This window comes from Paenibacillus sp. DMB20, from assembly GCF_000987955.1.
Classification (GTDB): Bacteria; Bacillota; Bacilli; order Paenibacillales; family Paenibacillaceae; genus Paenibacillus_AQ.
Genome location: NZ_LAZU01000045.1, coordinates 1 through 14353, shown reverse-complemented (window position 1 = coordinate 14353; position 14353 = coordinate 1). Strand labels below are relative to the sequence as shown.

Annotated in this window: 12 protein-coding genes and 1 pseudogene; 8 read left to right on the top strand and 5 right to left on the bottom strand. The window is 55.0% G+C overall.

Translation table 11 applies throughout. The annotated features are described in order from the left end of the window. Nucleotides 1-200, top strand: a 200-nt coding sequence (locus XI25_RS26040; protein ID WP_046680906.1) for an IS3 family transposase, incomplete at its 5' end; no start/stop codon positions are given. 252 nt (nucleotides 201-452) lie between these two features. Here XI25_RS26040 and XI25_RS35950 read toward each other — a convergent pair. After that, nucleotides 453-587, bottom strand: a complete 135-nt coding sequence (locus XI25_RS35950) for a hypothetical protein (RefSeq protein ID WP_268794578.1) — start codon at nucleotides 585-587, stop codon at nucleotides 453-455. A gap of 242 nt (nucleotides 588-829) precedes the next feature. Here XI25_RS35950 and XI25_RS26035 point away from each other — a divergent pair, with 242 nt between their 5' ends. Then, a complete protein-coding gene (locus XI25_RS26035) occupies nucleotides 830-1519 on the top strand; it encodes an NAD(P)H-binding protein (RefSeq protein ID WP_046680905.1) in 690 nt (229 codons plus the stop codon). Between the two features lie 16 nt (nucleotides 1520-1535). Then, on the top strand, nucleotides 1536-1916 hold the full coding sequence (locus XI25_RS26030) for a RidA family protein (RefSeq protein WP_046680904.1): 381 nt from the start codon (nucleotides 1536-1538) through the stop codon (nucleotides 1914-1916). A gap of 139 nt (nucleotides 1917-2055) precedes the next feature. On the opposite strand, the gene XI25_RS26025 is transcribed toward XI25_RS26030, so the two are convergent. From XI25_RS26025 to XI25_RS26015, 3 genes are all read right to left on the bottom strand, one after another. Continuing rightward, nucleotides 2056-2820, bottom strand: a complete 765-nt coding sequence (locus XI25_RS26025) for a hypothetical protein (RefSeq protein ID WP_327204860.1) — start codon at nucleotides 2818-2820, stop codon at nucleotides 2056-2058. Nucleotides 2821-2954: 134 nt separating this feature from the next. Beyond that, complete coding sequence (locus tag XI25_RS26020; RefSeq protein WP_046680903.1) at nucleotides 2955-4571, bottom strand: response regulator transcription factor; 1617 nt, start codon at nucleotides 4569-4571, stop codon at nucleotides 2955-2957. A 6-nt stretch (nucleotides 4572-4577) separates the two neighbouring features. After that, the gene (locus tag XI25_RS26015) at nucleotides 4578-6362 is read right to left on the bottom strand and encodes a cache domain-containing sensor histidine kinase (protein ID WP_046680902.1); all 1785 of its coding nucleotides are present in this window, start codon (nucleotides 6360-6362) and stop codon (nucleotides 4578-4580) included. A gap of 188 nt (nucleotides 6363-6550) precedes the next feature. Between XI25_RS26015 and XI25_RS26010 the strand changes: the two genes are divergently transcribed. From XI25_RS26010 to XI25_RS26000, 3 genes are all read left to right on the top strand, one after another. Continuing rightward, nucleotides 6551-7393 (top strand): carbohydrate ABC transporter permease, encoded by an 843-nt coding sequence (locus XI25_RS26010; RefSeq protein WP_235440432.1) that lies wholly within the window; start codon nucleotides 6551-6553, stop codon nucleotides 7391-7393. A 51-nt stretch (nucleotides 7394-7444) separates the two neighbouring features. After that, nucleotides 7445-8230 (top strand): carbohydrate ABC transporter permease, encoded by a 786-nt coding sequence (locus tag XI25_RS26005; protein ID WP_046680900.1) that lies wholly within the window; start codon nucleotides 7445-7447, stop codon nucleotides 8228-8230. A 163-nt stretch (nucleotides 8231-8393) separates the two neighbouring features. Further along, nucleotides 8394-9680: an ABC transporter substrate-binding protein gene (locus tag XI25_RS26000; RefSeq protein ID WP_046680899.1), complete on the top strand. Its 1287-nt coding sequence runs from the start codon at nucleotides 8394-8396 to the stop codon at nucleotides 9678-9680. Between the two features lie 332 nt (nucleotides 9681-10012). Here XI25_RS26000 and XI25_RS36570 read toward each other — a convergent pair whose 3' ends face one another. Continuing rightward, entirely contained in the window at nucleotides 10013-10078 is a 66-nt protein-coding gene (locus XI25_RS36570) for a hypothetical protein (RefSeq protein WP_327204861.1), read from the bottom strand. 499 nt (nucleotides 10079-10577) lie between these two features. On the opposite strand from XI25_RS36570, the pseudogene XI25_RS25995 reads away from it, so the two are divergent. Continuing rightward, a pseudogene (locus XI25_RS25995) lies at nucleotides 10578-13774 on the top strand (DEAD/DEAH box helicase). A gap of 88 nt (nucleotides 13775-13862) precedes the next feature. Then, the gene (locus XI25_RS25990; protein WP_152669227.1) at nucleotides 13863-14123 is read left to right on the top strand and encodes a hypothetical protein; all 261 of its coding nucleotides are present in this window, start codon (nucleotides 13863-13865) and stop codon (nucleotides 14121-14123) included. Nucleotides 14124-14353 lie beyond the last annotated feature (230 nt).

The following is a 14353-nucleotide window of genomic DNA, read 5'->3' as shown; positions in this document are numbered from 1 at the left end:
ATTGTTACGACAACGCCGTCATAGAGAGTTTCTTTGGCATTCTCAAGTCGGAGTTTCTTTACTACAACGAGTTTGAAAATGTGGAACACTTCAAAGAAGAATTGAAAAAGTATATTGAATACTACAATACCAAACGGTTGAAAACAAAATTAAAAATGAGTCCGGTACAGTACCGAACTCATTTTGAGAAAGCTGCCTGATGAAATTACCGTGTCTAACTTTTGGGGGTCACTTCAACTATGCCTGGCTTATTTTTCATTCGAATCGCTGCCGATAAGCACGAAAATGGCCGGTTTGCCGAGAAGGCAGCCAAGGTGGAAGAGCGGCCCTGAACTAGGAGCATATTGCTCGTGTATCCGCCTGTTCGGCAAACTTGAAATAACGCCGTTTTTATTTTCGAAAGCCTTATTGACAGGGTCAAATCCGGGTGTAGAATGGGGGCAAAGACTGTTTCACTCAGCCATCATCCATATTTCGTATTCCGTCGTTTCGATGGTGACGGTTGCCCAAACGGCGGTCATGATGATCGGTTTTTTACGTATGGGGCAACCTGAACGCCCGATGTTTATCGCCACGTACTCGGCCATGCGGGACTGGCTTCCTTTTTGGGTCCGCTGATCGGCGGCAAGGTGTTCAAGCTGCTGCGCGAAGCCCCGGCCTGGATGGAGTTGTACGGGTTTCAGACCATGGTCGGAATCATCATGCTGGCGATTTGACGCTTGGACGCAAAGTGCTGATTACGATTCAATAATTGTTCAAATCATGAACGTATAGTCGACTGCAGGATCCTTGGGAAATTGATTTTGTCAGGAAAAAAGGGGGGCTTTCCATGGGGATGACGTCACTCGTAATGGGAGCCACAGGGCTGGTTGGCCGGCAGGTGACGAAGGAACTGCTTGTTTCCGAACTCGTTGACGAAGTGCGGATTCTGGTCCGGCGTCCGCCGGATTTGAGCCATCCGAAGCTGACCGTGATCAGGACGGACTGGGACAGGCCGGAAGAGATCGGGAATGCGTTCTCCGGCATCCATAGCGTATTCAGCTGCCTAGGCACGACCATCAAGAAAGCCGGCTCGAAGCAGGAGTTCCGCAAGGTGGATCAAGAGTACGTGCTGGCAGGCGCCAAGCTGGCGAGAGAGGCGGGGGTCGGGCAGTTTTTGGCGGTAAGCAGCGTCGGTGCCGATCCCAAGGCAAAAACCTTTTACAGCCGGGTAAAGGGCGAAGTGGAAGAAGAATTGTCCGCCTTCGGATTTCCCGGGCTGCATCTGTTCCGGCCCTCTCTGCTGCTCGGAAACAGGGAGGAGTACCGGCTTGGTGAAAGAATTGCGTCCGTATTGATGAGCCGCTTTGATTTTGCATTCAAGGGGAAGCTGGCTCCGTACCGTGCCGTGCCCGCATTAAAGGTGGCCCGCGCGATGGTGGCGATTGCTTTAACGAACACGAAAGGAAACCATATCTATCCAAATGAAGTGATTCATGTGCTGGGGGATGATACAATAGAAGCTACACCACCAGCTTGAGAAAGGAGATTACATAATGACCAAGAATATCATAGCCACATCCAAAGCTCCGGGAGCGATCGGACCTTACAGTCAGGCCGTCGAAATCGGAGGATTTCTGTACACGTCCGGCCAGCTTGGACTGAACCCGGAGACGGGCGAATTCGGCGAGGGCATTGCGGAACAGACCCGATATTCCCTCGGCAATGTAAAAGCAATTCTGGAAGCGGCGGGAGCCGGGCTGGAACAGGTCGTCAAGACCACCGTGTTCCTGAAGGACATGAACGATTTCGCAGTCATGAACGAAGTGTACGGAAGCTTCTTTTCGGAGCCGTATCCGGCCCGCAGCGCGGTCGAGGTTGCCCGTCTGCCGAAAGACGGCCTTGTGGAAATCGAAGTCATCGCCGTTAAGAAATAACATAAATCTTCATGAAAAAAGCTGCTCTCGCAGCGGGGATCCGACGGCCCTGCGCGCGGCAGCTTTTTTTGCGTACAAAGAACGCAACATTGGAAACCGCGGTTCCGACAATGAATTGCTCGTAGGCCGAAACGTTGTTTTACGCTAATCCCGCTCCCGGCTGCGGGCGAAAAGCAGCCATAGGGCGTAGATAAACAGAACGGCCGCCAGAATAAACGAGACCAGCATGATTTTGTCCGCGTCCCGGTGTTCCACGGCGATGGCGATGTAAGCCCAGACAAATACGAGCGGGAGCACGCTGTCGCGGTAAGGATAGCTGATCAGGATCGACAGCACGGCCCCGACGCAGAGCAGGGCCAAACTCCATCCGAGCTCCGATAGGCCGAGGGGCGACCAGGCGTTTTTTATGGATGGCGATGCCGACGTTGACCAGAAAGGCGGCACAGACCCATCCGAGATAAATGCTGAACGGGAGTTTTAAGAGCCAGGTTTCCCCGGCAGTCGGATAGTGAACGGCACGCGTTTTCCGATAGATGATGCCGAGGGACAGAAGCAGCAGCAGCATGGCGCCGACCGACCACTCGATATAAAGATAGTGCCATAGAAAAAGCCAGGCCATATTAAAGATACAGCTGAGCGTGAACCAGATCCCGATGGAACGGACCGAATCCCGGGTCCCCGTATCCCGGCGCAGCTGGTAAATGACAAACCCGGCAAGCAGCGCATAGATCAAGAACCAGATTCCAAAAGCATATCCGGCAGGGGTCATGTATATGTAATACCGGTCGGATATTTCCCCGGTTGTCCGCCCGCCGAGCGGAAGGGCGTTCGACAGGACGTTCACGGTTATGACGGCGGCAAACGCCAAGACGTTCCACCAACGATAAGGGTTGGTACGGTACATCGTCATCTCCTCCTTCTTTAAGGCTTGCATTATGGCTATGATTGGACTGCTTGTATTCATTCCGGCTTCGGTCGCTATATAAAATATACCCAAAACCGGGACGGTCAAGCCCGGTTCAATGCCATAGAGCGGAATCAGACCGTTTTTTCTTTACGATAATCGTTAGGCGTCTGCCCTTCCAGCTTCTTAAACACTTTGCTGAAATATTTTTCGTCCTGATAGCCGACCATTTCCGCCACCTGGGCGATGCGCAGGTTCGGATTGAGCAGCAGCAGCTTTGCTTTGTCTATCCGGATCCGGCCCAGGAAATCGGACAAGGTCACGCCAAACTCCTGCCTGAATTTGCGGGAGATATATTCCCGGCTTAAAAAGAACCGGGAAGCGATATCCTGCAGCGATATTTCCTGGTGGTAAGACTGCTTCAAATAACGGGCGATGTCATGGATAATGTGGTTCTCCCGGGAATGAGCCTGGGCCAGAACCCGGGAAGCGGCATGAATGCGTCCGGCGATTTGCTGCTTCCAGCCTTCCCAGGACAGAAGCCCCTCTTCGTTCAGCGGCAGCGCGACATGGATATCCCGCGAGATTTCGGCATCCTCCTCGGGTGCTTGCCCTTCCGTGCCTTCCGGCTCGGCCCAGAGATGCTGCATCCAATCCCACTCGGAGCTCCAGCGGATCAGGTTTTCCGGCGAAACCGGGCCCCGGCGTTTCACCTCTTCCAGCCATTCATCCGCGGCAGCCTCTATTTTTTCATTGCTGCCGCTTAGGGCGGCCAGCCGGAAATTTTCTTCATGGGAAGATAACCGCAGCGGCCGGGAAGTACCGCTCTCCACGCAGCGGCCGGTATGGATATAAAGCTTTTCCTCCAGTAAATTGCGGCACAGGAGTACCTGTTCGGCCTCCCAAGAAGCCCGATGAAGGTCATCCGGGAAGCGGACCGCATGCGCGGTGCCGAAATGGGCCCGGCGGCGGAGCGTCGCGTAAATTCCCCTGTTGATCTCTTCAAGAACCGAGTGGAAGGAGGGAACGGTTCCCCAGTAAAGAATCATGATCAGCCCGGGCTTGTCCATATGGCGGAAGGCGGCGCCCTGATCCCTTAAAACCTCGCTGCAAATATTGATCAGGGTAAAAGCGAGAAGTCCTTTTCGGTTCAGGAATTTGGACAGCAGCTCCCTGTCGAACTGGAATTCGCTCACGGCTGCTGCCGAACAGGCTTCGATGCCGACAGGGATGGATAGTCGCTCCCTTAACTGAATAAGCAACTGCTCTCTTCCGGCCCCGCCCGTGATCAGATCGGTCAGCAGGCGGTCCAGGTAAAGCGGCGTCATCTGGTTCACTTCAATGCTTTGGGTGGTTTGGCGAAGACGGTTTTCCTCGTCTTTGCGCCAAGCCTGCGACGCTTTTTCCAGGGCCTCGTTCAATGCCTCGGGGTTGACGGGCTTAAGGATATAGTCCATGCCCCCATGGCGGATGGCATGGCGAACGAATTCGAAATCGTCATACCCGCTGATCACGAGCACCTTGGTCTCCGGCGAGAACTTGTGGAGCCAGGTCATCAGCCCCGCACCGTCTTTGCGCGGCATGCGCATATCGGTCATAACGATCTGCGGCGAAAACGCAAGGATCATTTCGACGGCCTCCTCGCCGTCGGCAGCCTCGTACACGTCCGTGATGCCGAATCGTTCCCAGTTCGCCAGAAGGCGGATGGCATCTCTGACGTGCTTTTCATCATCTACAATCAGTGCTTTCATTTCGCTTTACACTCCCCGCGCGTAAAATTCCAAAGTGACGGATACGCCGTGCGGCTCCACATTCTCAATGATGAGCCGGGCGGTGTTGTCCGAATACAGATTAAGCCGCATAAGCACGTTGTTCAAGCCGATGGAGTAGCCATCCTCCGGCCCGAACTCCGTCTCGGAACGCAAGGAAGACTGCTTCAGCAGCTCTCGAAGTTTTACCAGCTCCTCTGGATCGATGGAAGCCCCGTTGTTCGCGATCCGGATGACGAGACGGCGTTCATCCGAAATGGACGAAGAGATGGACAAACGCCCCACGCCGGAGCGGTTGTCTTTGCCGTGTTTGAAATAATTTTCGGCAATCGGCTGGAGAATCATTTTGGGAACGGATGCTTCGAGGCTTTCCTGATCGATATCCCATTCCACCGCCAGCTGGTCGCCGAAGCGTTCCTGTTGAAGCTCGAGGTACAGCTTGAGGTGATTCATTTCATCCCGCAGCGTGACCATGGCCTCGCTGTTCCGCATGTTGTAGCGCATAATATCCGCCAGGGAAGACAGCAGCGAGTATATGCGGGGCACCTGGTTTTGAAGGGCCAGGGTTCCGATCGATTGCAGGGAATTGTACAGGAAATGGGGATCGATTTGCGCCTGCAGCGCCTTCAGCTGATTCGTTTTATTGGCGAGCTCCAGCCTGTATTCCCGGAGGATCAGGTTGTTGATCGTATCCATCATTTGACGGAAGCGGCGGGCCAGCGCGCCGATCTCGTCAGGGCTTTTGATATCGACCTCCACGTCCAGCTGGCCGGTCTGTACCTGATTCATATAGCTCGAAAGTTGTTTAATTGGTTTTGTAATACGGAATGAAATCCAAAGCGTCCCGAAAATAACGGTCAGAAGCGCCAGGACGGCAATAATCGCGTTGATGCTCGTCAGCTCCGTTGAATGTTTGTACAGGAATTGGTGGGGAATTTGCTTCACCAGGGTCCAAGGGGCAAAGGACACATCCAGCTTTTCGTAGATGCTCATCGTTTTGCTCCCGTCGTAGTATCCCCCCTCCTTGTTTGCCATCTCGTTCACCAGAGCCGGGTCATCCAGTTTGGTGCCGATTTCGTCCGGATTCCCGCTGTACAGAATAAGCCCATGATCATCGATCAGATAAAATTGCTCCTCGCCCTCCGCAAACAGCTGCTCGCAAATGGCCGTGATGCTGTCCAGCTTGACGTCGATGGCCAATAGCGCCTGCTGCTCGGTAGACGGAACGTTGGTGATCGACCGGTAAAAGGTGATGACCTTCTGCCCGGCCATATCCGCCGGACGCGGCGGAAAACCGTAGCTGTGGCTTGGATGGACAGGCTCGATGGCGGTGACGCCCTTGCCGAATTGTTCGATGGTCCGGTACGGTTCCTTCCGGAATTCACGCCGGGGCACGTTGCTGGTCACTTGCGTCGACTGGCCGGTCAGGTTGTTGTGCATGTAGATCTGAAAAATATCCGGGTTGGTGATCATGATGGATTGCAGCGTGGTGTATATTTCGGCCACAATCCGGTAGTTGTCCGGACTCAGCGCCAAGTTGCGCAGAAAATGCGGGTCGGAGTATACCGAAAGGGAAGCGCGGTTAATGCTGTTCAAGTAGTTTGCCAGGTTCGTTTTCCCTTGGTAGATGAGACGCATGTTTTCATTAACGGTTTGCTCTTTGACGGACTCCCGCGTATGCATAAGCGTAATCATCAGGGACAAAAGCAGCGGGATCGTCGTTACGGCGAGCATGAACTGGATCAGCCGGGTTCGGATGCTGCGGGTTTTCATAGGGTCACCTCGAAGATTCTAGTAGGGAACGATGACAGGTCAATATTTTACTCCTAACGGTTCATGATTCTCTGTGTTTATTGTCCTTCCGCAGCAGCATAATTGAATTACATACCAAACAAGCCATAAAGAAAAGGGGGAGATCAGGATGAACAGAAAAAAAAACGTCAAGGCTGATTCAGCAGCTCATTTTCGTGGGCCCCTCCGCCATATTTTTCATCCTCATTATGATCATTCCGTTCCTGTTAGGTTTATATTACTCTTTAACGAATTGGAACGGGGTATCCAATCAGGTGGAATGGGTCGGATTCGACAACTTTGTCACGATATTCACGAATGATCCGAAGTTCCGCGACGCTTTCTGGTTCACCACCCGCTTCACGGTGCTGGGCGTCATTTTCACCAATCTGCTCGGCTTCTTCCTGGCATACTTTTTGACGAAGCCGCTGAAATCGCGGAATGTGCTGCGGACGATATTCTTTATGCCGAACGTTATCGGCGGTCTGCTGCTCGGCTTCATCTGGCAGTTTATTTTCGTTAAAGGTTTTGCGGCCATCGGCAATCTGACCGATATTTCCTTTTTCACGCAGCCTTGGCTCGGGACGAAGGGAACCGCTTTCTGGGCCATCGTCATCGTTTTTGTATGGCAGACGGCCGGGTACCTCATGGTCATCTACATCTCGTCCCTCAACAACGTTCCCCGAGATATTCTGGAAGCCGCCGAAATCGACGGAGCCAGCCGGGGACAAGTGCTGCGGACCATCATTATACCGTTAGTCATGCCGGCCGTCACGGTCTGCCTGTTCCTGGCGATTTCCTGGTCCTTCAAAATGTTCGACCTGAACCTGTCCCTGACGAAGGGCGGCCCGTTCGGGTCCACGGAATCCGTGGCGATGAACATTTACAACGAGGCCTTTACCAATAACCGCCTCGGATTGGGTACGGCGAAAGCGGTCATCTTCTTCGTGGCCGTCGCGATCATTACCAGTCTGCAGGTCCGGTTCACGAAAGGCAAGGAGGTCGAAGCCTGATGGAAACGATAAAAAAAATACCGCTCCGGCACGTTTTTCACCGAAATCGTCATGATCCTGATCGCTTTGGTCTTTCTGGTTCCGTTTTACTTCCTGTTCGTGAATTCCGTCAAAACCTTCGGCGATCTGCTTCGCGACGCGGCGGCGCTTCCGACATCGCTGGAATGGAGCAACTATACGCGGGCTTGGGACATCACGAATTTCCCGTCCGCCTTCCGGAATTCGCTGATCGTCACGGTCGTGAGCATTCTGCTGCTCGCCTTGATCAGCGCCATGACGGCTTACCAAATGGTACGCCGGAACACCCGGTTCAACCGGATGCTGTTTGCGATGTTCGTGGCGGCGATGGTCATACCGTTCCAATCGATCATGATTCCGCTCGTTAAAGTAACCTCGTCCATGGGGCTCAATAACAGTCTGTTCGGCTTGATCATCTGTTATCTGGGATTTGGCGTCCCGCTGAGCGTGTTCCTGTTCCACGGCTTTACCAAGTCGATACCGCTGGAGATCGAGGAGGCCGCCACCGTCGACGGTTCGAGCGTGTACGGCGTATTCTTCAGAGTCGTGTTTCCGCTGATGAAGCCGATGTTCGTGACCGTCATCATTTTGAATACGCTGTGGATCTGGAACGACTATTTGCTGCCATCCCTGATCCTGACCTCTGCGGATCTGCGGACGATCCCGATCGCGACCTTTGCCTTTTTCGGGCAATATACCAAGCAGTGGGACCTGGCCCTGCCGGCGCTCGTTCTCGGCATCATGCCCGTCATTATATTCTTTCTGCTGATGCAGAAATATATCATTGAGGGAATCACCGCGGGAGCGGTCAAGGGTTAAACAGGGGGCCGGGGAGATGGTGGAGAATGGTCAATTCCATCCCCCTTTTATATCAATATCGTCCCTGATATAACGTAAAAAGGTTAATTATACTGAGAAAGTAAACGCTATCACTAACCGTCAAGCGAAACGAGAACGACATACGAAAAGGGAGGACTCACACATGAAGAAGAAATACGGCAAGCTGGCGCTCGTCATGGTTTTGGCATTCTCGGCTCTTCTGGCCGGTTGCGGCTCCAAAGAGGAGAGCAAGGGGGCTGATGGCGGACAGAACGGAACGAAGACGCTAAAGATTTTCCAATTCAAGGTAGAGATCGCCGAGGCGTTGAATAAAATGAAAGCCGAGTACGAGGCGGAGCATCCCGGCATCAAGCTGGATATCCAGACGGTGGGGGGCGGTTCGGACTACGGCGCGGCCCTGAAAGCGAAATTCGCTTCCGGCGAGGAGCCGGACATCTTTAATGTCAGCGGCTACAGAGATTTGAACACCTGGTTCGAAAAGGTGGAGGACCTGTCCGACCAGCCTTGGGTCAAAGACGTCATGGACGTGGCGAAAGAGCCGATGACTAAGGACGGCAAGCTTTACGGCCAGCCGATGGCCATTGAAGGCTACGGATTGATCTATAACAAAGACCTGTTCGAAAAAGCGGGGATCACGGAGCTTCCAAAAACGTTGTCCGAGCTTGAAGCAGCAGCTCAAAAACTGCAGGCAGCCGGAATAACGCCGTTTGTGAACGGATATCAGGAGAACTGGATTTTGGCCAACCACCTGCTGAACATCCCGTTTGCGCATCAGGAGGATCCGGACGCATTCGTGAAAAGCCTGAACGACGGCACGGGCAAAATCGTTGGCAATCCGGTGTTCGACGAGTGGATGAGGCTGTTTGACCTGACTTTGAAATACGGACAAAAGAACCCGCTGACCACGGACTACAATACCGAAATTACGACGTTCGCCAGCGGCGAGGCGGCCATGACGCAAAACGGCAACTGGACGCAGGTGCAGATTGACGGGATCAGTCCCGACCTGAACATCGGTCTTCTCCCGATGCCGATCAACGATAACGCGGAGCAGAACGATAAGCTTCCCGTCGGCGTGCCGAACAACTGGGTTGTGAACAAGGATTCCCAAATGAAGCCTGAGGCGAAGGAATTCCTGAACTGGCTCGTAACCTCGGAAACCGGCAAGAAGTATATTACCGAAGAATTCAAATTCATCCCGGCCTTTAAAACCATTGAGGCGAAGAGCGAGCTGACCGGCGATCTCGGCGCGGATGTTCTGAAATACAGCCAGGAAGGCAAAACGCTCAGTTGGGAATTCAACAAATTCCCCGACGGCGGCATGAACGAATTCGGCAGCCAGATGCAGGGCTATGTGGCCGGCAACGTCAACAAAGACCAATTGTTTGAGGCGCTCGAGCAATCGTGGGCGAGCTTGAAGGCAAAGTAATGGTGCTTGGCTGACAAATGCAGGTCATCTGATTGAAAGCGAAAATAAGGTGTCTGTTTCCCGCGAAGGGAGGCGGACACCTTTTTTTGGGGGGATATGGTTGTCTTCCTTGTCCGTCGAAGACCCAACTGCCGTGATTCATCCGACTTTGTTTTTAGAGCCTTAAGGGAAGACGGGCGTTTCATTCCCCCGTTCAGCGTCCTCGGGAATGCGCGATAACCATCTGTATATATCGGAATCAGGATTTCTGAAGATATGCAGACCCATGGCAATATCATACGATGCCAAGCAGCATCCAGAACATTTAATCGCCTCTTAAATGCAGGCTCTGTTTAGTAATCACGAATCAGCAAGTAAACGATAAATCCGACGACCGGGAAAAACAGGAGACCAAGCATGACCAGAAGAGCATATTCCTGGCTTCTCCCCCCGGCGTCTGGCGTCGCGAAAACCCCATACGCAGACGGCAACATGAAGGATGAAAAAGAATATGGAGAGAAGCGGAAGCAGGAAAAGCAAAGGAAAGGCCAATTCCATTATCATAACCCCCTCGTCTCAGGATAAGAGTCCGTTCAAAAAAGCGCTTTAACCTTTCGCATGATGAAAACCGGAATTTGAACTCGCGCTAAACGTCTATCGACGTACTTTCTCAGAAGACAGACCGCATATAGCGGAAGTTTTTCTTGCGATATAAGGAAGCCGCGTCTTTCGAAGCTTATGCTTTCTTATATCTTAAGAAAGTCATACGGGGGAAATTATAAAAAGTAACACAAAATTGGAAATATTAAAGATGGGACCAGCCCGATTCGATGTTTGCCATATTCGTTTTGAAAATGCACCGCGATCGTATAAAATAGGAATAATATCTGTAAAGCAGGAAAAAGACAGGAGACAACGATGAATCAACCGCTGTATGGCGTATGGTTAGGTGACGCATTCTTTTGTTTTTCCGGCGAAGTTTCGGAACCGAGAGTGGACGCATGGAGCCGGATCGTGAGAAAGCTGCAGCTTTCCGACGGCAGCCGTCCCTTTGCATCCGCAGCGCTGCGGCTGGCGGAAATGAGATATCCGGCCCAGGCGGCAGCGGTAAAGAGCGGGCGCCGCAGCGAAAGGAAGTCGCTTGGCGGGCGGACGATGGAGGGCCTTGCCCTCGCGCCGGGGGAAGCGTTTCATATGCTGCTGTCCTTGGATGGCGGTCTGGTCCGGAGCCAGGGTTTGGCACCGGGAGAAGAAATGGAATATTGGTCCAAAGCGGCCGCCTTTGCGCTTGAGCTGCTTCTGCGCGGCAGGATTGCACCCGGTACAGCCGAGGTGCCGTCCGCCGGGCGGCGGCGCAGCGCCTCCATGCACGTGGTAAAAGCGGTCTGGAAACCCCAACTCACGGGGGAGGACGCTGAGCGTTTTAGGCAGCTCGCCGCATGCATACCGCCGATATGCATCGGCGTGCCGGCCGCGCTGGCCGGAAGCGAGCCGGTGACGAAGGAAGAAGCGGGAGCCGTCGTGCTGTATTCGTTCCTTGCCGCCGTGGTGGATGCCGAATCGAGAGAAGCCGTGCGTTCCACCGGCGGAAAACTTGCTTCTTATCTCAGGGATTACCGCCGGGGACGGTCGCCGCTGACCGAGCTATGGTGGAACAGCCTGCTGACCGTCAACCGGGAAATTCCGGTTCAGGGGACCGCGGAGGAAATCGGCCAGCTGGCACGCGAGGTGGAAGCTGCCGGATTCACGGCCCTTCCGTTCACGGGAGGGAAGGAGCTGCCGCCGGAAACAGGGAATATCTCGCTTCGCCTCCGGCTGGAACCCCCGCTGGAGGAAGGGCAGAACGACTGGCGGATATCTTTCTGGGCGGGAAGCCGTGAGGATGAGGGAATGCTGGTCGCCGCCCGGAGCATCTGGCACAGTTCCGAGCGGGATTTGCTCATCCGTGGGCGCATGTACGCGTCCGTCAAAGAGCAGCTTTTGATGGAGCTGGGAGGCGCCGCGGAGCTGTCCCCTGAGCTGGGGGAAGGCTTGCTCGGGCCGGCACCGGAGGGATTGGTGCTGCCGCTGGAGAAGCTGAGGTCCTTTATGAAGGAATCCGTCCCGAAGCTGACCCGAAGCGGAATCAAGGTACAGATGCCGTCACGCTGGAGCCGTGAAGGCCGGCGCCGGGTCGGCTTGTCCCTAAAGATGATGAGGGACAGCGTTTCCGGTGGGGGCGAGCAGAGCCTGCCGGTTCTCGGCATGCAGCATCTCGTGTCGTTTGAGGTCTCTGCCGCGATGGGCGGAAAACCGCTTTCCCGGGAAGAGCTGGCTGCCCTGGCGGAAGCAAACATGCCTTACGTGCAGTTCCGGGGCGAGTGGATTGAGGTGGACCTGAAGGAAATCAATCAGGTGCTCCGGTTCATGAAACGGCATGAGCAGGGCGAGATGGAGTTGTCCGAGTGGATGCATCTTGCGGCGGGAACGGATGAGGAGCGGATGTGGAAAGGGCTCTTTATCGAGGATGTAGAGACAACGGGACTGCTGTCGGCATTGCTGGAGGGCGAAGGATCGCGCAGGCTTCCCGCCCGTCCGGTTCCCTCCTCGCTGCACGGGCAGCTCAGACCGTATCAGGTGCGGGGCTACCAGTGGCTCAGCGTTATGCGGGAGCTTGGATTCGGGGTCTGTCTTGCCGATGACATGGGTCTCGGCAAGACGGTTCAGGTGATCACCTGCCTGCTCGAGCGGCCGGAAGGTTTTGAGCGAGGGAAAGAAGCGGCTTGCCGGGATGAGGCATCCTTCGCCGACGGGGTGAAAGATCCTGTAGAACAGCCCGGGGGTCAGCATAACCGTTATGCTCCCGTGCTGATCGTCTGCCCGACCTCGCTGCTCGGAAACTGGCACAAGGAGCTGCAGCGGTTTGCTCCCGATCTGTCCCTTTACATTCATCACGGCGTGCGGCGCCTGCGGGGGGGAAGCTTTCCGGCAAGAGGCACTGAGATACGACATCGTTCTGACGACCTATCATCTCGCCGGACGCGATGGGGGAGACTTGTCGGCGGTACAATGGTCCAGCGTGGTGCTGGATGAAGCGCAGTATATCAAAAACTACCGTACCAAGCAGGCCCAGAGCGTGATGAAACTGTCGGCCCCGCATCGGGTCGCGATGACCGGCACGCCGGTGGAGAACCGACTGGCGGAGCTGTGGTCGATCTTTCATTTTTTGAATCCGGGGTATTTGGGAACCTTTCATTCCTTCCGCCAGCGTTACGTTACGGGAGAAGGACAGCAGGATAGGCTCCGTGAGCTGCACCGGCTTGTGTCGCCGTTCATGCTGCGTCGTCTCAAGAGCGACCCCGACATCCGCAAGGATCTGCCGGAGAAGCTGGAGGTCAAATCGTACTGCCCGCTGACGGAGGTTCAGGGAGCCATGTATCAAGCGGTCGTGGATGAGATGATGGGGCAGATCGAGAGCAGCACCGGGATGGCGCGCAAAGGTCTCGTGCTGTCCTCGCTGACCAAGCTGAAACAAATATGCAACCATCCGCAGCTGCTGCGGGGGGAAGAAGGGCGTTCGGCACGGATGGACTCTTCCGGAAAAATGGAAAGACTGCTCGAAATCCTTGACAGCATAGCGGACGTCGGGGAGTCGGCGCTCATCTTTACGCAGTATGTCGGCATGGGCGAACTGCTGGTGAAATTCCTGGCCAAGCGATACGGCAAAGAGCCTTCGTTTCTCCACGGTGGGGTGCCGAAAAAGGAACGCGACGAAATGATCCGGAATTTTCAGGAAGGGGAAGGGACCAGTTTTTTCGTTCTTTCGCTGAAGGCCGGCGGTGTCGGCCTGAATCTCACCCGCGCGAACCATGTGCTTCATTACGACCGCTGGTGGAACCCCGCCGTGGAAAATCAGGCCACCGACCGGGTATTCCGCATTGGGCAGGACAAGAACGTGCAAGTCCACAAGCTGATCTGCCAAGGCACGCTGGAGGAGCGGATCGACGAGCTGATCGAGCAGAAAAAAGTCCTTGTCCGAGCAGGTGGTCGGCTCCGGGGAGACGTGGCTGACGGAAATGTCGGACGGCGAGCTTCGCCAGCTGATCGAGCTGCAGGGACAGGATTGGATGATGTAAAGCGGGATGGACAGCCCATATGGCTTGACGAATGAAGGAGAACGAATTCAAACTGCCGGTCAGGCGGTACAGGAAGGGGGAGGACGTGATGGATTCATCCGAGGTGCCGAGAGGCATGAAAACCCGGGAAGTGCCTGGGGCCGTCCGAGGCTCGAATTTGCCAATGCATTCGCAAGAATCGAAAGAATCGAAAAAATCGCAAGTCTCGAACGAGCCCGGATCAACGGGTGCACGGCAAGCCTTGAATGAACCCGGCATGCCGCAGGCGGCGGAGACATCGGAGGAAATCCGGCTGGATTTTTCGCCGGGGCGAAATCCGCGGGACTTTGGCGGGGGATCCGCCGCATGAGGTCGTCGCCTCCGTTGCCGTCTTGACGCCCACTGCCAAGGACGGCGTGCAGCGCCGCCTCGGCGGCGACCCGCAGGCGCTGTATCGCCTGCTGCAGGGCCGTCCAGCCCCGTGGCTGGACGAATGGGCCCCTTCATCCGTTCCGGATGAAGGATCGGCCGCGCGCTGCACCTGCGGGCGCGCAGCCTGCGGGGCATGCCGCAGCCGTGCTCGAAGCCGCCCGGCTGCGG